This window comes from Thalassobaculum sp. (assembly GCF_965223715.1).
GTDB lineage: Bacteria > Pseudomonadota > Alphaproteobacteria > Thalassobaculales > Thalassobaculaceae > Thalassobaculum.
The window spans coordinates 3,794,861-3,818,167 of sequence record NZ_OZ245012.1; the positions used below are offsets into that span (position 1 = coordinate 3,794,861).

Consider the following 23,307-nt stretch of genomic DNA (forward strand, 5'->3'; position numbering starts at 1 on the left):
ATGTTCGAAGGCTTCAGCACGGAGCGGATCACCGTCGACGAGGCGGAATTCCACGTCCGGATCGGCGGGTCGGGACCGCCCGCCCTGCTCCTGCACGGCTTTCCCCAGACCCATGTCGCCTTCCACCAACTCGCCCCGCTGCTGGCCGACCGGTTCACCCTGGTGATCCCCGACACCCCCGGCTACGGCGCCTCGCGCGGGCCGGTGCCGAGCCCGGAGACCTTCTCCAAGCGCACCCTGGCCCGGCTCTGCGCCGGGCTGATGACGGCGCTCGGCCATGACAGCTTCCACCTCTCCGGCCACGACCGGGGGGCCCGGATCGGCTACCGCCTGGCGCTGGACATGCCGGAAAAGGTCCGCAGCTTCGCCGCCCTGGACATCGTGCCGACCCTGGAGAACTGGCGGCGCATGGACTGGCGCTCCGCCTTGGGCAGCTATCACTGGCTGCTGCTGGCCCAGAACGACCCGTTCCTGCGCCAGATGGTCGGAGCCGACGGTCCGGGCTATGTCCGCCACCTGATCGACCGCTGGGCCGGGCATCGCGACCGGCTCGACGAGGCGGCGGTGCAGGCCTATTGCGACGCCTACCGCGATCCCCTGGTGGTCGACGCGATGTTCGCCGACTACCAGGCCGGGGCGACCGTGGACTTCGCCCTGGACGAGGCCTCCTTGGAGGCCGGGCGGCGCCTCACCTGCCCGACCCGCCTGGTCTGGGGTACGCGCTACCTGAAGGAAAAGGACGAGCGGCATCTGGACGTCTGGCGCCGCTGGGCCGACGATGTGGACGCCGTCGCCCTCGACTGCGGGCATTTCCTCGCCGAGGAGGAGCCCGAGGCCTGTGCAGCGGCCATGGCCGACCTGTTCACCCGCACGGAGTCCTGATCGCATGCTCGAAGATCCCCCCATCCTCACCGTCCGCCGCACGTTCCGGCGGCCGACCGAGGCCCAGCTCCGCCGCTTCCGCGGCGCCTACACCGCCCAGGTGGTGGACGCCATGGAAGGGCGGGGTGCGATGACCCCGGACATCAAGCCGCAGATCGCCCCGGCGGTGTCCATCGCCGCTCCGGTCCTGACCGCCTTCGCCCATCCGGCCGACAACCTGGCCCTGGCCGCCTGCCTCGACGTGCTGCAGCAGGGCGACGTGATCGTCTGTGCGGCCGACGGCTACCGGCAGACGGCGCTGACCGGCGACCTGCTGTGCGGGATGCTGCGCAATGCCGGCGCCATCGGCCTCGTCACCGACGGCGCGATCCGCGACCAGGACGGGGTGGAGGGCATGGGCCTGCCGGTCTGGCATGGCGGCGTCACCCCGAACTCCCCCGCCCGGGTCGGCCCCGGCACGGTCGGCCTCGACATCCTGTGCGGCGGCGTGGCCGTCGCTTCCGGCGACCTGGTGGTGGCCGACCGCGACGGCGTGGTCATCGTCCCCCATGACCGGATCGACGCGGTGGCCGACCGGCTCGACCAGGTGCGGACCGGCGAGGGCGCCATGGAGGCCAAGGTGCGCGCCGGGCTTGCCCGACCGGACTGGCTGGACAATGTCTTCGGGACGCCGAAGGTGCGCGAGGTCGACTGACGCGCGCCACGCGATAGGAGGCGAGAGCAGCCCATGCGCGATCCGAAAACCGCCCGACGGGAGCGACGGGCCCGCTTCGAGCAGCGGCTGGGCGGGCGCATCCCCAAGCCGCCCGGGCGGGCGATCGACCCGGACCGCGGCCACGGCCGGTTCGACGACGACGAGGACAGGCCGGCCGCCCCCAGCCGGGGCCTCGTCGGCGGCGTGCTGAACCGGCTCGGTCCGAAGGGCCGGTTCCTCGCCGCCGCGGTGGTGATCGGCGTGCTGATGACGGCGGCCGACCTGTACTGGGAGCGCTACACCAACCAGACGGCGGTCTCGGCCGACCACACCAACGCGGCCCAGGTCGGGCTCGGCCACACGCTCTACGACCAGCACTGCGCCTATTGCCACGGCGCCGACCTCGCCGGGCAGCCGGGCTGGGACCGGGACTATCCTCAGGGCGGGCGCCCGCCCCTGCCGCTGGAGGGCACCGCCCCGATCTGGCGCCTAACCGACCGCGACCTGTTCGACGTGATCAAGTTCGGCGGCCAGCCCTTCTCGCCGCCGACCTACAGCAACGAGATGCCGGCCTTCGAGAGCACCCTGGCCGATGCGGATATCTGGGCGATCATCTCGTTCATGAAGTCGCGCTGGCCGGAGGAGGTCCACACCCGCCAGAAGGAAACCGCGGCGGAACAGGGGTCATAGCTCATCTCCCTCTCCCTCACTCACTTCCCGGCCCTGTGCCGGGACCTGCGACAGGAATCGTACGGACCCGTCCTGACAAGGCCGGGTCCAGCGGACGCGTAGGCCCCGGAACAAGTCCGGGGAGTGGGTGATTGGAAGGAGATCCAAAGCAGTACTCGCCCCGCCGCCCATCCGTCTTCCCGGCCTTGAGCCGGGATCCAGGAGCGGGGCGGCCGGAGCCCTTGAGCCGGATACTCCGGCCCGCGGAGGTCCGGCCCCGGAACAAGTCCGGAGAGTGGGGATATTGGAGAGGGAGCAGGAGAGGGGAGCTTTCCGGCTCAGCCCTCGCCCTTGTTGCCTTCGCGGCGGCTCGGGTGCGGGATCGCGACCGAGTGGAAGCCGCCATCCACATGCACCACCTCGCCGGTCACGCCCGAGGACAGGTGCGACAGCAGGTACATGCCGGTCCGGCCGACCTCCTCCAGGGCCGCGTTGCGGCCGAGCGGGGCGGCGTTCTCGGAGAAGCGGAAGGTGTAGCGCGCATCGGCGATCGCCGAGCCCGCCAGGGTGCGCATCGGGCCGGCCGACAGTGCGTTGACCCGGATCCCGTCCGGCCCCAGATCGGCGGCCAGGTACCGCACGCTCGCCTCCAGCGCCGCCTTGGCCACGCCCATGACGTTGTAGTTCGGCGTGCTCCGCTCGGCCCCGAGATAGGACAGGGTCAGCAGGCTGCCGCCCTCGCCCATCAGCGGCGCCAGGCGCTGGGCGAGCGCGGTGAACGAGTAGCAGGACACATCCATCGTGTTGATGAAGTTGGTCCGCGACGTGTCGTAGTACTTGCCCTTGAGCTCGGCCTTGTCGGAATAGGCCACCGCGTGCAGGGCAAAGTCCAGGCCGCCCCAGCGGTCCTTGATCTGCCCGACCACGGCGTCCAGCGACGCATGGTCGGTCACGTCGCATTGCAGGACGATGTCGGCACCGACCGATTCCGCGAGCGGCCTCACCCGCCGCTCGATGCTCTCGTTCTGATAGGTGAAGGCGAGCTGCGCGCCGTGCTCCGCGAGCGCGGCGGCGATCCCCCAGGCGATCGAGCGGTCATTGGCCACGCCGATGATGAGCCCGCGCTTGCCGGCCATGATCGGCTGGGGGGAGGGCGAATCTGACATCGGGCTCCTGTTCCTGAAAAGCCCCGGCAGGCCGCCGGGGTCACGGAATTTGCTGGGCGGCTGACCGACGCGGCGCCGCCCGGTTGCTCAGACGTCCGCCCGCCGGAAGGCGAGGACGGCGTTGGTTCCGCCGAAGCCGAAACTGTTCGACAGCGCGACGTTGACTTCCTGGTCGAGCATCGGCTCACGCACGATCGGCATCGCCTCCGCCTCAGGCTCCATCGATTCGATGTTGATCGAAGGAGCGATGAAGCCGCCGTTCATCATCAGCAGGGTGTAGATCGCCTCGTGGACGCCGGTCGCCCCCTGGCTGTGCCCGGTCATCGACTTGGTCGAGCTGATGAAGGGGATCTTGTTCTGGCCGCGGAACACCTCGGAGATCGAGCTGAGCTCGACCATGTCGCCGACCGGCGTGGAGGTTCCATGGGTGTTGATGTAGTCGACCGGATCGTGGACGTCGGCCAGCGCCAGCTGCATGGCGCGCAGGCCGCCCTCGCCGGACGGGGCCACCATGTCGGCGCCGTCGGAGGTCGCCCCGTAGCCGACCACCTCGCCGTAGATCTTCGCGCCGCGGGCCTTGGCATGCTCGAGCTCCTCGAGCACCACCACGCCGCCGCCGCCGGCGATCACGAAGCCGTCGCGGCTGGTGTCGTAGGGGCGCGAGGCCTTCTCCGGCGTCTCGTTGTACTTGGAGGACAGCGCCCCCATGGCGTCGAACAGCACGGACAGGGTCCAGTGCAGCTCCTCGCCGCCGCCGGCGAAGACGATGTCCTGCTTGCCGTACTGGATCATCTCCACGCCGTTGCCGATGCAATGGGCGCTGGTCGAGCAGGCCGAGCTGATCGAGTAGCTCAGGCCCTTTATCTTGTAGATCGTCGACAGGTTCGCCGAGTTGGTCGAGGACATGACCCGCGGCACCATGTAGGGGCCGACCCGCTTCGGGCTCTTCTCCCGGGCGGTGTCGAAGGCCAGCATCATGTTGCGGGTGGACGGGCCGCCGGAGCCCATGACCAGGCCGGTGCGCGGGTTGGAGATGTCGGAGGTCTCCAGGCCGCTGTCGGCGATCGCCTCTTCCATGGCGAGGTAGTTGTAGGCCGCCCCGTCTCCCATGAAACGCAGCAGCTTGCGGTCGATCCGGTCCTCCAGGTTGAGCTTCAGCGAGCCATGCACATGGCTGCGGAAGCCCATCTCCTTGTACTCGGGGGCAAAGGTGATGCCCGAGCGGCCGGTCTTGAGGGATTCGGTCACCTCGGCCTTGTCGTTGCCGATCGGGGAAACGACACCGATACCGGTGACGACGACGCGTCGCATTTTGTTCTCCGTCAGGCCAGGGCCGCCGCCGGGTTGGCGAAGAGGCCCACGCGGATGTCCTTGGCTTCGAACACCCGCTCACCGTCGCAGTCAACCCATCCGTCGGCGATGCCGAGGAAGAGCTTGCGGCTGATAACCCGTTTCAGGTCCAAATGATAGCGCACCTTGGTGGCGGTCGGCAGAATCTGGCCGCTGAACTTGACCTCGCCCACCGAGAGCGCGCGTCCCGAGCCGGGCCCGCCGAGCCAGCCGAGCGTGAAGCCAAGCAGCTGCCACAGCGCGTCCATGCCGAGACAGCCCGGCATGACCGGGTCGCCCTCGAAATGGCAGGGGAAAAACCAGAGATCCGGCTTGATGTCGAGTTCGGCCTCAACCTCACCCTTGCCGTTGGCACCGCCGGTCTCGGCGATGTGGGTGATGCGGTCGAACATGAGCATCGGCGGCAGCGGCAGCTGCGCGTTACCGGGACCGAACAGGCGCCCGTGGGCGCATTCGAGCAGATCCTTGTAGGAGAAGCTGCTCCGCTTCTTGAAATCCAATGCCGGCCTCGCCGTCCGTGGGTCCGTCAATCCACCCGGAATGCGATCCCCGCATTCCCGATGCGCTGAGCCGCGACCTCCCGTCGGGCTCAATCGCGCCAAGCAAACCACATCGCACCCGAGCTTGCAAAGGGCATGGATTGCCAATAATGACCCTTCATGATAATCGTTTTGTTTCAACGCTTTTGGAAACCCTATTGATCGGTTCCAAGGGCCGGAACTCACAAGGTGCGGGCCATGACTTCACGACCGTTCGCCGCCGCCGTGGACACATTGCGTAGCGCCGGCCTGCGCCCGACGCGCCAGCGCCTGTCGCTCGCCCGCCTGCTGTTCGACGGCGCGGACCGGCATGTGACCGCCGAGCAGCTGCACTCTCAGGCCGAGCGCGACGGCGTGCGGGTGTCCCTGGCGACGGTCTACAACACCCTGCACCAGTTCACCGATGCCGGCCTGCTGCGCGAGGTCGTGGTCGAGGCCGGGCGGTCGTATTTCGACACCAACACCCGGGGCCACCATCACTTCTTCGAGGCCGAGACCGGCCGTCTGGTGGACATCCCGGCCGACCAGGTCTCGATCGGCAGCCTGCCCTCGGCCCCCGCCGGGGCGGAGATCGAGCGGGTCGACCTGATCGTGCGGGTCCGCAAGGCGGCCGTCTGACCCGTCCCCCCTCTCCCGTTGCGGTCCCCTGGCCGTTTCCGACCGGAGCCTGCCCATGACCGAGCTGAAGGGGTCGAAGACCGAGGCCAACCTGAAGAAGGCCTTCGCCAGCGAGGCCCAGGCGAATCGGCGCTATCTGTATTTCGCCCTGACCGCCGATATCGAGGGCTATAACGACATCGCCGCCGTGTTCCGCTCCACCGCCGAGGGCGAGACCGGCCACGCCTACGGCCATCTGGAATACCTGGAGGAGGTCGGCGACCCGGTGACCGGCGAGTCGATCGGCGACACCGGCGCGAACCTGAAGGCGGCGATCGCCGGCGAGACCCACGACGCCACCCGGATGTATCCCGAGATGGCGCAGCAAGCCCGCGACGAGGGCTTCGACGAGATCGCCGACTGGTTCGAGACCCTCGCCAAGGCCGAGACCAGCCACGCTGCGCGGTTCAAAAAGGCGCTGGACTCGATGGAGGGGTAGTCGGGGCGCGACGGGTCGGTCGCGCTGCCTCCCGCGCTCATGATCCGGGCCGCTACCGCCGACCGAACAGCCGCTCGATGTCGCTGAGCTTCAACTCCACATAGGTCGGGCGGCCGTGGTTGCACTGGCCGGAATGGGGGGTGGCCTCCATCTGCCGGAGCAAGGCGTTCATCTCGTCGGCGTTCAGCCGCCGCCCCGAACGCACCGAGCCGTGGCAGGCCATGGTGCCGCAGACATCGGCCAGCCGGTCCTCCAGGGACAGGGCCGAATCCGCCTCCGCCAGGTCCTCGGCCAGATCGCGCACCAGCCCGGCGGCATCGGTCTGGCCGAGCAGGGCCGGGACCTCGCGCACCACCACCGCGCCCGGGCCGAAGCCCTCCAGCACCAGCCCCAGCGCCTCCAGCTCCGCCGATCGGGCGACCAGCCGGTCGACGGCGGCCTCGTCCAGCTCCACCACCTCGGGCAGCAGCAGCGCCTGGCGGGCGACGCCCCCCGCCGCCAGGGCTTCCTTCATGCGTTCGTAGACCAGCCGCTCATGGGCGGCGTGCTGGTCGACGATGACCAGGCCGTCCCCCGTCTGGGCGATGATGTAGTTGGCGTGGACCTGGGCCTTGGCCGCCCCCAGCGGATGGCCGGGGTCGGGCTCCGCCGGCATCGGCGCGCCCTGCTCGACCCGGGCCGCCGGGGCGCTGTCGAAGGCAAAGCCGCCGCCCTGAGACCCGCCATACCCGCCGCGCCCGTCCGGCGCCTGCCAGGCGGCCTGGGCCTCGGCCAGGCCCTGGGAGGGATGCTGCGGATAGCGGGTCGCCCAGGAGGCGCTCGCGCCGGAATGGGGGCGCGGATAGCTGCCCTGATACGCAGTCTCCTGGGGCCGGAAGGCGCCCAGGGTGGCGGTGCCGACGGTGGTCGAGGCCCGGTGGCCGGCCTCGGCGAGCGCGTGTTTCAGCGCACCGACGATCAGCCCGCGCACCAGCCCCGCGTCGCGGAACCGCACCTCGGTCTTGGCCGGATGCACGTTCACATCCACCTCCTCCGCCGGCAGGTCGAGGAACAGGGCGACCATCGGGTGGCGGTCGGCGGAGATGAAGTCCATATAGGCGCCGCGCACGGCACCCAGCAGCAGCTTGTCGCGCACCGGCCGGCCGTTGACGAACAGGAACTGCTGGGCGCTGGTCCGCTTGTGCAGGGTCGGCAGGCCGGCATGGCCGGTCAGCCGGTAGCCCGACCGGTCGGCGTTCACGGCCAAGGCGTTGTCCTCGAAGTCGCGTCCCAGGATGGCGCCGAGACGGGCGAGCCGGGCCCGGTGTGGATCGTCGCCGGTGGCGAGATCCGGGGCGGCGGCCAGGTCGAGCAGGGTGCGGCTGCCGTCGCCGAGCGAGAAGGCGACGTCCGGATGGGCCATGGCGAGACGCTGGATGATCTCCACCGCGTGGCCCTGCTCGGTGCGCGGCGCCTTCAGGAATTTCAGGCGGGCCGGCGTCGCGAAGAACAGGTCGCGCACCTCCACCCGCGTGCCGGCGGTCAGGGCGGCCGGTTCCGGCGGGGAGAGACGCCCGCCCTCGACCCGGATCTTCCAGGCGCCCTCGCCGCCGCGGGCCCGCGACGTGATCGACAACCGGCTGACCGCCCCGATGGAGGGCAGCGCCTCGCCCCGGAAGCCCAGGGTGGCGATATGGGTGAGGTCGTCGTCCGGCAGCTTGGAGGTGGCGTGGCGCTCCACCGCCAGGGACAGGGCCTCGGCATCCATGCCGCAACCGTCGTCGGAGACCTGGATCAGGGTGCGCCCGCCGTCGCGCAGGACGATGTCGATGCGCCGCGCGCCGGCATCCAGGGCGTTCTCCACCAGCTCCTTCAGGGCGCTGGCCGGCCGTTCCACCACCTCGCCGGCGGCGATCTGGTTGACCAGCGTCTCCGGCAGACGCCGCAGCGTCGGCATCGGGGAGGCGCCAGAGCTGCCGGCCGCGTTGCCCGCCCCGTCCGGCATCAGCCGGCCTCGCGCAGGAACTGCCGGGCAAGCACCTTGCTCTCCTCGACCGCGGGCTGGTCGAAGGCGTCGATGCCGAGCATCTGGGCGGCGGCGATGGTCTCCAGGATGAACTGCATCATCAGCCCGCCCATCACCTCCTCGTTCAGGGTGGTGAAGCGGATCACCCGCGTCGGGCAGCCGTTCTTGATCAGCGTGTCGATGGTCGCCCGCTGTTCGGCGGCCATCAGGTCGCCCATGGTGCGGCCGACCAGATAGTCGAGGGACTCCGCCGCACCGCCCGCCACCTCGGCGCGCACCCGGCCGCCGCGGCCGCGCGGGTCGCTGCAGATCACGGTGAACAGCTTGTCGCGCGGACCCGCGAGATAGAGCTGCATCTGGCTGTGCTGGTCGACCGCGCCCAGCGCGTTGACCGGGGTCGTGCCGTGGCCCTCCTTGCCCAGGCTCTCGGCCCAGAGCTGGCGAAACCAGAAGGACAGCCGGTCGAGCCGGTCGACATAGGGCAGCAGGACGGTCTGGTTGATGCCGTGGTCGCGGGCCAGCGCCACGTTGATCGCCGCCCCGGCGATCGCCGGATCGTCGAGCGGGGACTCCGCCGAGAGGGCGGCGTCCAGCATGGCGGCGGCCCCGCGGCGCACCCCTTCCACGTCCACCCCGGCGATGGCGGCAGGCAGCAGGCCGGTGACGGAGAGGGCGGAGAACCGGCCGCCGACCTTGGGGTCGTGCTCCAGGCAGAACAGCCCGTGCTCCGAGGCGATGCGGCGCAGCGGGTTGTCCGTCGCCTCGGCGATGCAGGTGATGTGGGTGCCCAGGTTCTCGCGGCCCAGCCGCTCGGTCAGCCGGTCGATGACGATCAGAAGCTGGGTCAGGGTCTCCGCCGTGCCGCCGGACTTGGAGATCGCCAGGAAGCCGGTGCGGCCCATGTCCAGGCGCGCCAGCCGCGAATCGAAGCCGATCGGATCGATATTGTCGAGGAAATGCACCCGCGGCCCGGTCACCCCGCCGCCGTCCACCAGGGCGCAGAGGGTGGCGCCGCCGAGGGACGAACCGCCGATGCCGAGCACCACCACGTCGTCATAGAGCGAGCGATAACGGTCGACGATCGGCTTCCAGGCGACGATGTCGTCGCGCCGGCGCGGCAGGGTCAGGACGGGCAGGCTGCCGTCGTCGCGGCGCGCGCGGATGAATTCCAGGGCGCCGCCTGCCGCCTCGCCCATCGCCTCGAAGGTGTCGCGCGGCAGGCCGGCGGCGGCCTTGTGCGCGAAGCAGGCGTCAATGTCGTTGGCGATCGGCAGTTCGTGCAGCATCCGGCTCTCCTATCCCGTCACGGTAGTCGATCGCCGCCCCTGCCGTCATCCATGCTCCGGTGGCGTCAGCCTCCGGAAGCGGGCGCGGACGTCGTCCCGGCGGGCTCGATCCCCTCCGGTTGACCGGCAACGACCACCGTCAATTCCTTCGCACGATACAGTTTTGCCGCGACCCGACGGGCATCCGCCAGGGTGATTCCGCCATAGATCTCCTCCAGCTGGTCGAGATAGTCGACCGGCCGGTCGTTCTCCTGCAGCGAGACCAGAAGCGAGGCGATGCCCTCCGAATCGGTCAGGCTGAGGGGGAAGGAGCCCAGCAGATAGGTGCGGGCGTCGTCCAGCTCCTCCTGGGTCGGCCCCTCCTCGGCCATGCGCTCCCATTCCTGGCGGACCAGAGAGATCGCCTCGGCCACCCGGGCGTTCTGGGAGGCGAGGCCGCCCATCATCAGCGGGGAATGGTCGAGCGGCAGCAGATAGGCCCAGACGCCGTAGACCAGGCCGCGCTTCTCGCGGATCTCCTCCATCAGCCGCGAGCCGAAGCCGCCGGCCATCACCCGGTTCAGCAGGTTCGCGGTGAACCAGTCCGGGTCCTCGCGGTCGATGCCGGGCTGGCCGAAGACCACGACGGATTGCGGGATGGCCAGATCGACCACGATGGTCTCGCCGTCATGGGCCGGATCGGTATCCGCGACCGGCTCCACCCCCGATTTCTCCGGCAGGCCGCCGAAGACGGTGTCGAGCAGGGTGCCGAGCTCCTCGGCGCCGATGTCGCCCACCGCGGCGACCACCAGGTCCTCGCGGGCCAGGACCGCGTCGGTGAAGGCGCGCAGGTCCTCGACCGTCACCGCCGCCACGCTCTCCAGCGTGCCGTCGCCGGAGCGGCCATACGGGTGGTCGGGGAAGCTGGTGGCCCACCAGGTGCGGTTGGCGATGGTGCGGGGGTCCTGCAGGCTGCGGCGCAGGGAGGCGGTGATCTGCGCCCGGATGCGCTCCACCGGCTCCGCATCGAAGCGCGGCTCGGTCAGGGCCAGGCGCAGCAGGTCGACCGCCGTGTCGCGGGTCTCGGTCAGGGTGACCATGTTGCCGGAGAACCGGTCGGAGCGGCTGTCGAAGCCGATCGAGATCGAATTGTCGGCCAGCACCTTCTGAAAGGCCTGGGAATCCAGGTCGCCGGCCCCTTCGTCCAGCAGGCCGGAGACCAGGCGGGCGCGGCCCTCCTTGCCCTCCGGATCGGCGGATTCGCCGCCTCGGAAGGAGAAGTCGAGGGACAGGATCGGGTTGCGGTGGTCCTCCACCAGCCAGGCCTTGATCCCGCCCGGGCTGGTGACCTGCTGGATCTCCAGGGCGTAGGCGCCGCCGGGCAGCAGGACGAGGACGCAGACGACTAGTCGCAGAAGGCTTTTCATGGCGCTCAGCTCCGGGGCTCGGGGCGCAGAATGCTGGTGACGGAATGCGGCTCGACGAGCACCTGCCGCAGGGCCGCCTGGACGGCGTCGGGGGTGACGGCACCGATCCGCTCGGGCCATTCCTCCACGTCGGCGATGGTGCCGCCTGAGGCGAGCTCGACGCCGAACAGCCGGGCGGGGGCCAGGGAATCGTCGCGGGCGAAGATCGCGCCCCGCTTCATCCGCATGACGGCCGACTCCACCTCCTCGGCGGTGACGCCGTCGCGCAGCATGCGGGTGATCTCCGCCTCCACGGCCTCCTCAAGCGCCTCCACGGTCACGTCGGCGCGCGGGCTGGCATAGACCGCGAAGAGCTGCGGGCCGAGGCCCGTGGGGCCGTAGCCGGCACCGGCATAGACCGCCTTGGCCTGCTCGACCACCAGGGCCCGGTACAGCCGGCTGGTGGTGCCGCCGCCGAGGATCTCGGCTGCCACTTCCAGCGCCGGCACGAGGTCAGTGTCGCCCCAGACCTGGCCCGGCGCGATCCAGCGACGCGACCAGGTCGGCTGGTCGACCCGCGGGTGGGTGCCCTCAACCCGCCGGGCGGCGAGCTGCGCCGGCTCGGTGCCGCGCAGGGCGACCCGGTCCGGGATCTCGCGGGCGGCGATCTTGCCGTAGGTGTCCTCGGCCAGACGGCGCACCTCGTCCGGCGTGACGTCGCCGGCGACCACCAGCACCGCGTTGTTGGGGGCGTACCAGGTCCGATAGAACTCTTCGGCATCCTCCTGGGTCAGGGCGGAGACCTCGTCCTCCCAGCCGATGATCGGGATGCGGTAGGGATAGGCGAGATAGGTGGCGGCGGAGACCTGCTCGCTGTGCAGGGAGGAGGGGTCGTTGTCGATCCGCGACCGGCGCTCCTCGCGCACCACCTCGAGTTCCGGGGCGATCTGGTCGGCCGGCAGCTTCAGGTTGGCCATCCGGTCGGCCTCCAGCTCCATCATCCGGCCCAGATGCTGCTTGGCGACGTTCTGGTAGTAGCCGGTGTAGTCATAGGAGGTGAAGGCGTTCTCTTGGCCGCCGATCCGCTTGATGATCGCCGAGAACTCGCCCGGCGCCATCGTGTCGGTGCCCTTGAACATCAGGTGTTCCAGGAAATGGGCGATCCCGGACTTGCCCTTGGGCTCGTCGGCGGATCCCACCTTGTAGAACACCATGTGGCTGACCACCGGGGCGCGGTCGTTCTCGATCACGACCACCTGCAGCCCGTTGGCCAGGGTGAAGGTCGTGGGGTCGAACACCGCCGCGCGGGCCGGCGCGGCCAGCACGACCAACAGGGTCAGGAGGCCGAGCAAACGACCGGTGGCTGAGAGGAGTCGCATCGCCGAAATTCTCCGTCCGGACAGCAGGCACGCGTCAGAGATGGCGGCCGACGCTCCATTCGTCAAACCGCCCCGTCGGAAACCGGCGATCCCGGAGCCCGAGCTCGGGTCCGGGAGGCCGGAACGCGCGCGATACGACGGGGAGAATATGGCGGCTTTGCGACCGGCACGGGCCGATTTCTGGGTCCGTGCCGGTTCAGAGACGTCCGATCAGAAGATCCGCTGCAGCAGGCCTTCGCGGTTCCGCGTGATCGTCGGCAGCTCGCCTTCGTTCGGCTTGCGGCCGAGGGCCGCGTTCTCCTGCAGACGCTGCTGCTCCCTGCTGGCGTCGAGCAGCACGCCCCGCTCCGGATCGTCCTTCCAGAACAGCAGCCGGTCGATCGGATAGCGGGTCTCGTAGACGTATTCCGCCGTCTCCTTGTCCACGGTCTCGCGGATGCCCGGCTCGGCCTGGCCGACGCCGAGCTGCTGGCGGAACTTCGCCTCGCCGATCGAGTTCACGACCACCGGGGCGGCCGGAACCGCGTTCGGATTAGCCGTGGTCGCCCGGGCCGACCGGCCGAGAATCCGCTCGGCCGCGGCATCGGTGGTCGAGCGCTCCTGCGGACGCGGCGCGCCGGGGCGCGGCGGGCGCAGGTCGTAGTTCGGCGGCAGCGCCAGGGGCGCGCGGGCCACCACCTGGAACTCGTCCGGCGGATCCTTGGTCTGGCCCAGCGCATCACGGAGCTGGCCGCAGCCGCCCAGGCCGACGGCCATGATAACCGCCAGCACGGCGGCCGGGACGATGCGGGCAGCGCGCCCCACGGTGCGCACCCGGTCGGCGGTCTCACCCATCGTTTCCATGTCCTCCCTCGGTCTCCCCTTTGCGGGTGCCGATGCCGATGCCGAAGGCGTCGAGCAGCAAAAGAGCGACGCCTAAGGTAATCGCAGAATCAGCAATGTTGAAGGCCGGCCAGTGCCAGCCCCCGTAATGCACGTCGATGAAGTCGAAGACGGCGCCGTATAACATGCGATCGATCACGTTGCCGACCGCCCCGCCGATGACCGCGCCGAGGCCGTAGATCAGCGGCCAACTCGTCGACCGGGCAAGCCAGAAGCCCATGAACAGGCAGACCACCAGGGCGAAGCCGCTGAGCAGCCAGGGGCCCCACGGGCTGTCATTGGCCAGCAGGCCGAAGCTGACGCCCCGGTTCCAGACCGGCACGAAGTCGAGAACCGGCAGGATCGGCACGCGGCGCGGCGGATCGAACAGGGCCGACAGCGCCCACAGCTTGGTGGCCTGGTCGGCGATGACGACCAGGGCGCCGAGCCCCAGACCGCGGGTGAGCGCAGACCTCATGCCGCGCTGCTCACTCGGCCGCGTCGACCAGGCCGGAGACCGCGCCCTCGCAGCGGTCGCAGATCGGATCGCCGACCGCCACCTCCGGCAGGACCCGCCAGCAGCGCTCGCACTTCTCGCCCTCGGCCGGACCCGGCACGCAGGCCACGCCCGCCACGTCCGGCAGACGGTAGGCGCCCTCCGGCCCCGCGCCCTCGGTCAGGGTGGCGCCGGAGGTGATGAAGATCTCGGCCGCGTCCAGGCCCTCGAACGCCGCCTTCTCCGCCGCCGACATGTAGACGGTCGGAGCCGCCTGCAGCGACGAGCCGATGCGCTTCTCCGCCCGTTCCAGCTCCAGGGCCCCGGTCACCACGCGGCGCACCGCGCGGATCTTCGACCACTTCTCGGCCAGCGCCTCGTCGCGCCACGCGGCCGGGATCGTCGGATAGGCCTGCAGGTGGACGGAGTCGAACTCGCCGGTGTTGCGCGACCGCCAGGCTTCCTCGGCGGTGAACACGCAGATCGGCGCCAACCAGGTGGTCAGGCATTCGAACAGGGTGTTCATCACCGTGCGCACGGCCCGGCGCCGGTCGCTGCGGGGATCGTCGCAGTACAGCGAGTCCTTGCGGATGTCGAAATAGAAGGCCGACAGGTCCACCGAGCAGAACTGGTGCAGGGTCAGGAACATGGTGTGGTAGTCGAAATCCCGGGTGCACTGGCGCATCACCGCGTCGATCTCCGAGATCCGGTGCAGCACCCAGCGCTCCAGCTCCGGCATGCGCTCGGGCTCGATCGCCTCCGCCGCCGTGTAGCCGTCCAGCGCGCCCAGCACGTAGCGCAGGGTGTTGCGCAGGCGCCGATAGTGATCGACCGCGTGCTTCAGGATGCCCGGACCGACCCGCAGGTCCTCGGTGAAGTCGGAGCTGACCACCCAGATGCGCAGGATATCGGCGCCGCTCTCGGCGATCACCTCCAGCGGATCGACGCCGTTGCCGAGCGACTTGGACATCTTGCGTCCGTCCTCGGCATTGATGAAGCCGTGGGTCAGCACCGCCTCGTAGGGCGCGCGGCCGCGGGTGCCGCAGCCGACCAGCAGGGAGGAGTGGAACCAGCCGCGATGCTGGTCGGAGCCCTCCAGGTAGAGCTGCGCCGGCCAGGGCAGATCGGCCCAGGCCTCGTCGTCGGATTCCAGCACGAAGGCATGGGTCGAGCCGCTGTCGAACCAGACATCGGCGATGTCGGTGACCTGCTCGTAATCCTTGGGATCGTGGTCGGGGCCGAGGAAGCGCGACGGGTCGCTGGAGAACCAGGCATCCGCCCCCTCCTTCTCGAAGGCCTCGGCCACCCGGTCGATCACCGCCTGGTCGCGCAGCGGCTCGCCGGTCTCCTTGGAGACAAAGACCGGGATCGGCACGCCCCAGGCGCGCTGGCGGCTGATGCACCAGTCGGGCCGGGTCTCGATCATGCCGCGCAGCCGGTTCTGGCCGGCGGCGGGCACGAAACGGGTCTCGTCGATCGCCTTCAGCGCCTTGTCCCGCAGCCCCGTGGCCTCCATCGAGATGAACCACTGGGAGGTGTTGCGGAAGATCAGCGGCGCCTTGGAGCGCCAGGAATGCGGATAGGAGTGCTTGATCTTGCCGCGCGCCACCAGGCCGCCATGGTCGCGGATGATGGCCGCGATCTTCATGTTGTCCTCGAGCACATGCATGCCGGCGAACAGCGGCACATGGTCGTAGAACACGCCGTCATCGCCGACGGTCTGCGGCACCTCCAGATCGTGCGCCTTGCCCAGCACGAAGTCGTCCGCACCGTGGCCCGGCGCGATGTGCACGAAGCCGGTGCCGGCGTCGTCGGTGGCGAAATCGGCGGCCAACGCCGGCACGTCGTAGTCGTAGCCCTGGCCGCGCAGCGGATGGGCGCAGACCGTGCCGGCGATGTCGGCGCCCTTCAGGCTCGCCAGTTCCTTGACCGCCTCGATCTTGGTCTGGGCCTTGAAGTCCTCCAGCAGGGAGCGGGCGACCACCAGCTTCTCGCCGACCTTGGCCAGGCTGTTCTCGGCGACGGCGGTCGGCTCGATCACGACGTAATCGATGTCCTCGCCATAGGCGACGGCGCGGTTGCCCGGCATGGTCCAGGGGGTGGTCGTCCAGATGACGATCGCCGCCCCCTCCAGCGCGGGATTGCCCGCCTTGATCACCGGGAAGCGCACATGGATCGTGACCGAGGTGTGGTCGTGATACTCGACCTCGGCATCGGCGAGCGCGGTCTTCTCCACCACCGACCACATGACCGGCCGCGCGCCCTTGTACAGGCTGCCGTCCATCAGGAACTTGCCGATCTCGCGCGCGATCTGCGCCTCGGCCTTGAAGGTCATGGTGGTGTAGTAGTGGTCCCAGTCGCCGGTCACGCCCAGGCGCTTGAACTCCTCGCGCTGGGTGTCGATCCACTTGTCGGCGAACTCGCGGCACTCGCGGCGGAACTCGACCACCGGCACGGCGTCCTTGTCCTTGCCCTTGGCCCGGTAGTCCTCCTCGATCTTCCACTCGATCGGCAGGCCGTGGCAGTCCCAGCCCGGAACGTAGTGGGTGCGCTTGCCGGCCATGTGCTGGGTGCGGCTGACCAGGTCCTTCAGGATCTTGTTCAGGGCGTGGCCCATATGCAGGTGGCCGTTCGCATAGGGCGGGCCGTCATGCAGGATGAAGGGCTCGGCCCCCTTGCGGATCTCGCGGATGCGCCGGTCGAGATCGATCTCCTTCCACCAGGCGAGAATCTCCGGCTCGCGCTGCGGCAGGCCGGCGCGCATGGGGAAATCCGTCTTCGGCAGGAACACCGTGCTCTTGTAGTCCGTCGTCATCTCGAACGTCCGTGTCGTTGGGGAGCCGGGAGCAAACGGGGCCGAATCAGTGCCCCAGCAGTTCCCGCGCCTGAGCCGCATCGGCGCCGATCTGCGCCGTCAGCTCGTCCAGGCCGCCAAACTTCCGCTCCGGCCGGATAAAGTCAACCAATCTCACGCGGAGCTCGCGGCCATACAGGTCGATTTCCCGGTCGAACAGGTGCACCTCCAGCAGCACGCCCCGGTCGTTGACCGTCGGACGGATGCCGAGATTGGCCACGCCGGGCATCCAGGTGCCCGATCCTTCGCCGCTGGTGAGCATGGCGCGGATGGCATAGACGCCGAGCCGCGGGCAGAGCAGGTCGCCCAGGCGCAGGTTGGCCGTCGGGAAGCCGATGGTCCGGCCGCGCCGGTCGCCCTCCTCCACCTTGGCGGTGATCTCCCAGGGGGCCCCGAGGAGGGAGGCCGCCCCGCGCGGATCGCCCTCCATCAGGCACTGGCGGATGCGCGACGAGGAATAGACCGCGCCGTCGCTCTCATGCACCGCGGCAACCTTGGTGGCGCCGAAGCCCTTCTGGGAGGCGCGCTCCACCAGCATGTCGGGGGTGCCGCGCCGGCGATGGCCGAAATTGAAGTCGTAGCCGATCACCACATGGCGCAGGCCGAGCCGGCCGAGCAGCACGTCGTCGATGAAGGTCTCCGCGCTGAGCTGGGCGAACTCCTTGTTGAACGGGATCTCGAACAGGGTGTCGACGCCCAGATCCTCCAGCCGGGTCGCCCGCCCCTTCGACGTGCTCAGCCGGAACGGGTCCAGGTTGGCCTGGAAGAACTGGCGTGGATGCGGCTCGAAGGTCACCACCGACAGCGGGGCGTGCAGGTCGCCGGCGATCCGGGCCGCCTCGCCGATCACCGCCCGGTGACCGAGATGGACGCCATCGAAATTGCCGATCGCCGCCACCGAGCCCCGGTGACGCGGCTCCACTTCCTCCAGCGAACGCAGGATTTCCACCGCTCTGCCCTTCCCTCAGGCCGCCTTGATCGCCGCGCGCGACGGCACCAGGATCGTGGCGTCGCCGTCGATCACGACGGTGCGCCCAACCCGGCAGCGCGAGTGGAAGGCGACCCGCTTCTTCTCGTGATTGATGTCCACGACCTCCACGGTGGTCGTCACCGTGTCGCCGATCCGCACCGGGGCGAAGAAGCGCAGGGTCTGGGAGATGTAGACCGAGCCCTTGCCCGGCATCTGGGTCCCGAACACCTTGGAGATGAACGCCGCCCCCAGCATGCCGTGGGCGATCCGGCCCTTGAACATGGTGGTCTTGGCATAGTCCTCGTCGACGTGCAGCGGGTTGTTGTCGCCCGACACCTCGGCGAACTGCTCGATCATGTCCTCGGTCACCACGCGGTCGTAGTCCGACGTCATGCCGACACTGAGGTCTTCGAGGAAGTACTGGCCGACTTCTTCGCCGTTGCTCTCACTCATGCCGTCCCTCTCCCGGGCTCTTCGACCGCTTTTGCTGCAGCGCGAAATTTATGCGGCGGACTATACAGGCGGGGCCGGGCCGCCTCAAGCGAGGGCGGGCGCCGGGCCGAACCGCACCGCAGGTCCAGTTGCGCCTGCGGCGGCAGCGCGCATCTTTGCGGGGTTGATCCGAGCCGGGAGAGCCGTTCATGTCCGTATCCATCGCCCCCTATGCCGACGCCCAGCGGGACGGCGTGCGCGACCTGATCGTGCCGATCCAGCAGCAGGAATTCGAGATCCCGATCACCTATGCGGACCAGCCGGACCTGCAGGACATCCCCGGCTTCTACCGCAAGCGGGCCGGCGAGTTCTGGGTCGCCCAGAACGCCGCGGGCCGGGTGGTCGGCTCCATCGCCCTGATCGATATCGGCGAGGGCCGCGGCGCCCTGCGCAAGATGTTCGTCCATCCCGACTTCCGAGGCCGCGAGCACGGGGTCGCCCGCCGTCTGCTCGACACCCTGCTCGCCCATGCCCGGGACAGGGGGCTGACCGAGGTCCTGCTGGGCACCACGGCGAAGTTCCTGGCCGCCCACCGGTTCTACGAGAAGGCCGGTTTCGAGCTGGTGGAGGAGGCCGACCTGCCGGCGAGCTTCCCGCGGATGTCCGTGGACACCCGCTTCTACCGGCTGCGCCTCGTCTGACGGGCGTTCCGGCTTGATCGGGCGCGCCGGCCGTGCGATCCGGCCCAGATGAGCATCCCGATCATCGACCTCGACAGCGTCGACAGCACCAATCTTGAGGCCCGCCGGCGGATCGCCGACGGCAGCCTCGCCGACGGCGCCATCGTCACCGCCCGCGAGCAGACCGGCGGGCGGGCGCGGCGCGGACGGAGCTGGACCAGCCCGAAGGGCAACCTCTACTGGAGCCGCGTCGCCTTCCCGCAGCCCGGCTGTCCGCCCGTCTGGGGCCTGTCCATGGTCTGCGGGCTGGCCGTACTCGATCTCGCCCGTGCCGCGTTGCCGGCGGAGGTCCCGGTCGCGCTGAAATGGCCGAACGACGTGCTGGTGGCCGGCGGCAAGCTGGCCGGCATCCTGCTGGAGAGCGGCGAGCAGGACGGCCGTCCCTGGGTGATCTGCGGCATCGGGGTCAACCTGGTCTCCTCGCCGCCCACCGGCCAGCTCTATGCCGCCGCCGATCTCGCCTCCAAGGGAGCGACGGCGGTCGACCGGGACCGGGCGGTCCACGACCTGGCGGCGCTCTTCGACCGGCGCCTGGCCGCCTATCTGACCGGCGGCCTGCCGGCGATCCGCACGGCGGTGCTGGAACATCTGGGCGGGATCGGCGGTCCTATCATCGCGCGGATCACCGACGATCCGGCCGACGACGTGGCCGGCACCCTGCGCGGGCTCGACGACCAGTGCCGGGCGCAGATCGTCACCGCCGACGGCACGGTTCGGGCGATCTCCGCCGGCGACCTGTTCTTCGGCACCCCCGTACGGCAGCAGCCGGGGTGACATCGCCGTCCGCGCGTCGTACGTAAGCAGAACAACAAGCCAAGGGAGTGCCGAGATGCCGATGCCCGAAGACATGGTGAAAGCCGCCGCCGTCACCCTGCAGGACCACCGGGCCCGCAAGGCAACCCTGGACGCCCTGCCCGACGGCCAGAAGCCGGAGGACCTGGAGGACGGCTACGCCATCCAGGCCGAGGTGATCGAGATGCGGGCCGCCGACGGGGCGGTCTCGATCGGCTACAAGATCGGCGCCACCAATGCCGGTGCGCGCGAGCTGCTCGGGCTGCCCGACATGTTCTGGGGCGTGCTGCTCTCCACCATGACGACCGAGAGCCCGGCCTCCTTCCCGAGCAAGGACCTCTACATCCGCGTCATCGAGCCGGAGATCGCCCTGCGCTTCGGCAAGCCGCTGGACGGCCTGAAGCGGACCGTCACCGAGGAGGACGTGATCGACGCGGTGGACGCCGTACTGCCGGCGATCGAGATCGTCGACACCCCGTTCGGCGCCGGCTGGACCAAGGCGGGCGGCGCCTCGCTGATCGCCGACGACGGCGCCCACGGCTACTGGATCATGGGCAAGCCCGTGGACGGCGCGAAGGACATGAACCTGCTCGACCTCGCCGTGACCCTGACCGCCGACGGCCAGTCCGTGCGCGAGGGCAAGGGCGGCAATGTGGAGAACGGCCCCTACGCGGTGACCGCCTGGCTGGTCAACGAGCTGGCCAAGCACGGCAAGTCGATCGCGGCCGGCGAATACGTGACCACGGGCTCGACCACGCCGCCGTACCCGGCCCAGCCGAACGAGAAGATCGTGGCGGATTACGGGCCGCTGGGCACGGTGACGGTGGATTTCACCTGATCCGAGGGGGCGTTCCCACTCGCCCCATCCCGTCTTCCCGGGCTTGACCCGGGACCCAGACGCCAGCGCGATGGAACGGCTGAGGTTTTCTCCCAACGCTCCATCGCGATTTATCTCTCGGCCCCGGCGCAAGGCCGGGGTGACGGGAGAGGTATATGGGGCGTGTCAGCTCCCCGCGCGGGGATCGATGGGGATACCCGAGTTGATCCCCGCCGCCGCCTCGTACAGCGCGGCGGCACTCAGCAGGTCCGCTTCGCCGCGCGGCTTGCCGGCGATCTGCAGGCCGACCGGCAGCCCGCTCCCGGTGAACCCCGCCGGCACCGACATCGCCGGGCAGGCCGCGCAGGTGAAGGCATAGGCCACCGTGCACCACTCGATGTAGTTCGAGAACCGGTGCCCGTTGCATTCCTCCACATAGCGGTGCTCGACCGGATAGGGCGGCACGATGGTCGCCGGGGACAGCACCAGGTCGTAGGTGCGGAAGAACTGCTCCACCCGATGGTACAGCCGGCCGCGGGCGAGCTCCGCCTGGGCGATCTCGTCCATGGTCAGCTTCAGGCCCTTCTCGATGTTCCAGATCACCTCCGGCTTCAGCAGGTCGCGGTGCGTCTCCGGCAGGGCCTTCTTGCTGGCGGCGAACTGCATGGCGCGCAGGGTCTGGAACACGAGCTGCACGTCGGTGAAGTCCGGGCTCGCCTCCTCGACGATGCAGCCCATGTCCTCGAACACCTTGGCCGCCTTCTCCACCAGAGCGGCGACCTCCTTGTCCACCGGGGTGATGCCGCCGAGATCGACGCTCAGCGCCACCCGTTTCGGCATCCGCTTCGCCTTGACCGCGTCGGTGAAGGATTCCGCCGGCCGGGCGAGCGAGATCGGGTCGACCGGGTGCTGGCCGGCCATGGCGTCCAGCATCAGCGCCACGTCCGGCACGTTGCGCGCCATCGGCCCGTCCACCGACATCGAGCCGAAGGGCAGGTCGGAGGGACCGTGGGCGACCCGGCCGGGGGTCGGACGGAAGCCGACGATGCCGCAGAAGCTGGCCGGGTTGCGCAGACTGCCGCCGAGGTCGGAGCCGGAGGCCAGCCAGGCCGTGCCCGAGGCGAGTGCGGCCGCAGAGCCGCCGGACGAGCCGGCGACGCTGCGCGACGTGTTCCAGGGGTTCACCGTGCGGCCGAACACCTCGTTGAAGGTGTTCGCACCCGCGCCGAATTCCGGGGTGTTTGACTTGGCGTAGATCACCGCGCCCTCGGCCTCCAGCATCTCCACCAGAATGTCGGAGCTGTCGGGCACGTTGTCCTTGTAGATCGGCGAGCCGTAGGTGGTAAGCACCCCTTGCGTCGCCGTCAGGTCCTTGATCGCCACCGGCAGGCCGGCCAGCACGCTGTCCTTCGACGCCGCCGAGGCGCGCGCCCGGGCGCGCTCGAAGCACAGGGTCGGCAGGGCGTTGATTTTGCCGTCGACCGCCTCGATGCGCTGCTCCAGCGCGTCCAGAAGGTCGGCGGTGGTGACCTCGCCCTTCTTCAGCAGGCCGACGATTTCGGTGGCGGTCTTCGGGATCAGGTCGGCGACGGACATGGCAGCGGCTCCGGGTCAGTGAGGGCCGCTATCGGACAACGCAGATCCCGGCTTGGCAACCGCCGGAATTGCTATGCCGCCGTCCGGGGATCGACGAAGGGCAGGCCCACATAGTTCTCCGCCAGGGTCTTCTGCGCGCTTTCGGATTCCATCAGATAGTCCAGTTCCGCCCGGTGCACCCGGCGCTCGAATTCCGGCTCGTTGTCGAAATTGTGGAGCTGGGTGGAGAACCACCAGGAGAAGCGCTGCACCTTCCACACCCGGGCGAGGCAGGCGGCGCTGTAGCCGTCGATCCCGGCGGTCGAGTTGTGCTTGAACAGGTCGATCAGCGCCCAGGACAGGATGCGCACATCGGCGGCGGCCAGGTTCAGGCCCTTGGCCCCCGTCGGCGGCACGATATGGGCGGCGTCGCCGGCCAGGAACAGGCGCCCGTGGCGCATCGGCTCGGCGACGAAGCTGCGCAGGGGGGCGACACTCTTCTCGATCGACGGGCCGGTCCGCATCTCGCGCCCGGCCGCCTCGCCGAACCGGGTCTTCAGCACCGCCCAGAGCCGGTCGTCCGGCCAGTCGGCCACGTCGGTGTCGAGCGGACACTGGATGTAGTAGCGGCTGCGGGTCTCGCTGCGCATGGAGGCGAGCGCGAAGCCGTCCGGGTGGGTGGCGTAGATCAGCTCGTGGCTGACCGGCGGCACATCGGCCAGGATGCCGAGCCAGCCGAAGGGATAGACCCGCTCATAGGTCCGCAGCACGCCCTGGGGGATGCTCCTGCGCGACACGCCGTGGAAGCCGTCGCAGCCGGCGATGGCGGCGCAGTCGACGGAGTGGGTCTCGCCGTCCTTCTCGTAGGTCACCCGGGGCCGGTCGCTGTCGATGTCGTGCAGGGCGACGTTCGCCGCCTCGAAGACTAGGGGCAGACCGGCGGCGAGCCGGGCGGCGATCAGGTCCTTGGTCACCTCGGTCTGGCCGTAGACCGTGACGGTCTTCCCACCGGTCAGGCCTTCCAGGTCGATGCGGTGGCGGGCGCCGTCGATGCAGATGTCGAAGCCGGTATGGACCAGCCCCTCGGCCTTCAGGCGCGTGCCGACCCCGGCCTCCACCAGCAGGTCCACGGTGCCCTGCTCCAGCACGCCGGCGCGGATGCGGCCCTCCACATGGGCGCGGGACTGGCGCTCCAGGATGACGGTGTCGATGCCCGCCAGATGCAGGAGCTGACCGAGCAGCAGCCCGGCCGGCCCGCCGCCGATGATCGCAACCTGTGTCCGCATGGCGACCGTCCCCCGGTGTTCGTTCGTCGGCGA

At 69.7% G+C, this 23,307-nt stretch carries 22 protein-coding genes; 8 read left to right on the forward strand and 14 right to left on the reverse strand.

The features are described 5' to 3' along the window. Genes ACOQOP_RS17520 through ACOQOP_RS17530 form a run of 3 tightly spaced genes read left to right on the forward strand, consistent with a single transcriptional unit; the run spans position 1 to position 2,266 of the window. Complete coding sequence (locus ACOQOP_RS17520; protein ID WP_420563100.1) at positions 1-882, forward strand: alpha/beta hydrolase; 882 nt, start codon at positions 1-3, stop codon at positions 880-882. Between the two features lie 4 nt (positions 883-886). Further along, positions 887-1,576, forward strand: coding sequence for an RraA family protein (locus tag ACOQOP_RS17525; RefSeq protein WP_420563101.1), 690 nt, complete (start codon positions 887-889; stop codon positions 1,574-1,576). 33 nt (positions 1,577-1,609) lie between these two features. Beyond that, complete coding sequence (locus tag ACOQOP_RS17530; RefSeq protein ID WP_420563102.1) at positions 1,610-2,266, forward strand: c-type cytochrome; 657 nt, start codon at positions 1,610-1,612, stop codon at positions 2,264-2,266. A 317-nt stretch (positions 2,267-2,583) separates the two neighbouring features. Here ACOQOP_RS17530 and ACOQOP_RS17535 read toward each other — a convergent pair whose 3' ends face one another. The 3 genes from ACOQOP_RS17535 to fabA form a co-directional block, all read right to left on the reverse strand. Next, entirely contained in the window at positions 2,584-3,411 is an 828-nt protein-coding gene (locus ACOQOP_RS17535) for an enoyl-ACP reductase FabI (protein ID WP_420563103.1), read from the reverse strand. Between the two features lie 87 nt (positions 3,412-3,498). Further along, positions 3,499-4,722, reverse strand: coding sequence for a beta-ketoacyl-ACP synthase I (gene fabB / locus ACOQOP_RS17540; protein ID WP_420563104.1), 1,224 nt, complete (start codon positions 4,720-4,722; stop codon positions 3,499-3,501). 11 nt (positions 4,723-4,733) lie between these two features. Next, entirely contained in the window at positions 4,734-5,261 is a 528-nt protein-coding gene (fabA, locus tag ACOQOP_RS17545) for a bifunctional 3-hydroxydecanoyl-ACP dehydratase/trans-2-decenoyl-ACP isomerase (protein WP_420563105.1), read from the reverse strand. Positions 5,262-5,498: 237 nt separating this feature from the next. Here fabA and irrA point away from each other — a divergent pair, with 237 nt between their 5' ends. After that, a complete protein-coding gene (gene irrA, locus ACOQOP_RS17550; RefSeq protein WP_420563106.1) occupies positions 5,499-5,918 on the forward strand; it encodes an iron response transcriptional regulator IrrA in 420 nt (139 codons plus the stop codon). 55 nt (positions 5,919-5,973) lie between these two features. Continuing rightward, positions 5,974-6,396 carry a rubrerythrin family protein gene (locus ACOQOP_RS17555; RefSeq protein ID WP_420563107.1) on the forward strand — a complete coding sequence of 141 codons (423 nt, stop codon included), beginning with the start codon at positions 5,974-5,976 and terminating at the stop codon, positions 6,394-6,396. A gap of 52 nt (positions 6,397-6,448) precedes the next feature. Here ACOQOP_RS17555 and mutL read toward each other — a convergent pair whose 3' ends face one another. The 9 genes from mutL to ACOQOP_RS17600 all read right to left on the reverse strand — a co-directional run bounded on the left by mutL (position 6,449) and on the right by ACOQOP_RS17600 (position 18,085). After that, a complete protein-coding gene (gene mutL, locus ACOQOP_RS17560) occupies positions 6,449-8,332 on the reverse strand; it encodes a DNA mismatch repair endonuclease MutL (RefSeq protein WP_420566542.1) in 1,884 nt (627 codons plus the stop codon). A 47-nt stretch (positions 8,333-8,379) separates the two neighbouring features. Beyond that, positions 8,380-9,687, reverse strand: a complete 1,308-nt coding sequence (locus tag ACOQOP_RS17565) for a glucose-6-phosphate isomerase (protein ID WP_420563108.1) — start codon at positions 9,685-9,687, stop codon at positions 8,380-8,382. 65 nt (positions 9,688-9,752) lie between these two features. Beyond that, a complete protein-coding gene (locus tag ACOQOP_RS17570; RefSeq protein ID WP_420563109.1) occupies positions 9,753-11,093 on the reverse strand; it encodes a M16 family metallopeptidase in 1,341 nt (446 codons plus the stop codon). Positions 11,094-11,098: 5 nt separating this feature from the next. Beyond that, the gene (locus ACOQOP_RS17575) at positions 11,099-12,451 is read right to left on the reverse strand and encodes a M16 family metallopeptidase (RefSeq protein ID WP_420563110.1); all 1,353 of its coding nucleotides are present in this window, start codon (positions 12,449-12,451) and stop codon (positions 11,099-11,101) included. 210 nt (positions 12,452-12,661) lie between these two features. Continuing rightward, on the reverse strand, positions 12,662-13,294 hold the full coding sequence (locus tag ACOQOP_RS17580) for a DUF3035 domain-containing protein (RefSeq protein WP_420563111.1): 633 nt from the start codon (positions 13,292-13,294) through the stop codon (positions 12,662-12,664). After that, positions 13,278-13,790, reverse strand: coding sequence for a signal peptidase II (gene lspA, locus ACOQOP_RS17585; RefSeq protein ID WP_420563112.1), 513 nt, complete (start codon positions 13,788-13,790; stop codon positions 13,278-13,280). The genes ACOQOP_RS17580 and lspA overlap by 17 nt, the downstream gene beginning before the upstream one ends. Before the next feature lie 10 nt (positions 13,791-13,800). Then, positions 13,801-16,623 (reverse strand): isoleucine--tRNA ligase, encoded by a 2,823-nt coding sequence (ileS, locus tag ACOQOP_RS17590; protein ID WP_420563113.1) that lies wholly within the window; start codon positions 16,621-16,623, stop codon positions 13,801-13,803. A 46-nt stretch (positions 16,624-16,669) separates the two neighbouring features. Then, entirely contained in the window at positions 16,670-17,611 is a 942-nt protein-coding gene (locus ACOQOP_RS17595; RefSeq protein ID WP_420563114.1) for a bifunctional riboflavin kinase/FAD synthetase, read from the reverse strand. 15 nt (positions 17,612-17,626) lie between these two features. After that, positions 17,627-18,085, reverse strand: a complete 459-nt coding sequence (locus tag ACOQOP_RS17600; RefSeq protein ID WP_420563115.1) for a MaoC family dehydratase — start codon at positions 18,083-18,085, stop codon at positions 17,627-17,629. A 188-nt stretch (positions 18,086-18,273) separates the two neighbouring features. Here ACOQOP_RS17600 and ACOQOP_RS17605 point away from each other — a divergent pair, with 188 nt between their 5' ends. From ACOQOP_RS17605 to ACOQOP_RS17615, 3 genes are read left to right on the forward strand one after another with little or no spacing between them, the layout of a single operon-like run. Then, positions 18,274-18,765: a GNAT family N-acetyltransferase gene (locus ACOQOP_RS17605; protein WP_420563116.1), complete on the forward strand. Its 492-nt coding sequence runs from the start codon at positions 18,274-18,276 to the stop codon at positions 18,763-18,765. A gap of 48 nt (positions 18,766-18,813) precedes the next feature. Further along, positions 18,814-19,578 (forward strand): biotin--[acetyl-CoA-carboxylase] ligase, encoded by a 765-nt coding sequence (locus ACOQOP_RS17610; protein WP_420563117.1) that lies wholly within the window; start codon positions 18,814-18,816, stop codon positions 19,576-19,578. Between the two features lie 55 nt (positions 19,579-19,633). Further along, the gene (locus ACOQOP_RS17615) at positions 19,634-20,434 is read left to right on the forward strand and encodes a 2-keto-4-pentenoate hydratase (RefSeq protein ID WP_420563118.1); all 801 of its coding nucleotides are present in this window, start codon (positions 19,634-19,636) and stop codon (positions 20,432-20,434) included. Between the two features lie 165 nt (positions 20,435-20,599). Here the strand turns inward: ACOQOP_RS17615 and ACOQOP_RS17620 are convergent, their stop codons facing one another. Both ACOQOP_RS17620 and pobA read right to left on the reverse strand, forming a co-directional pair. Beyond that, the gene (locus ACOQOP_RS17620; RefSeq protein ID WP_420563119.1) at positions 20,600-22,009 is read right to left on the reverse strand and encodes an amidase; all 1,410 of its coding nucleotides are present in this window, start codon (positions 22,007-22,009) and stop codon (positions 20,600-20,602) included. A gap of 71 nt (positions 22,010-22,080) precedes the next feature. Beyond that, positions 22,081-23,274: a 4-hydroxybenzoate 3-monooxygenase gene (gene pobA, locus ACOQOP_RS17625; RefSeq protein WP_420563120.1), complete on the reverse strand. Its 1,194-nt coding sequence runs from the start codon at positions 23,272-23,274 to the stop codon at positions 22,081-22,083. Positions 23,275-23,307 lie beyond the last annotated feature (33 nt).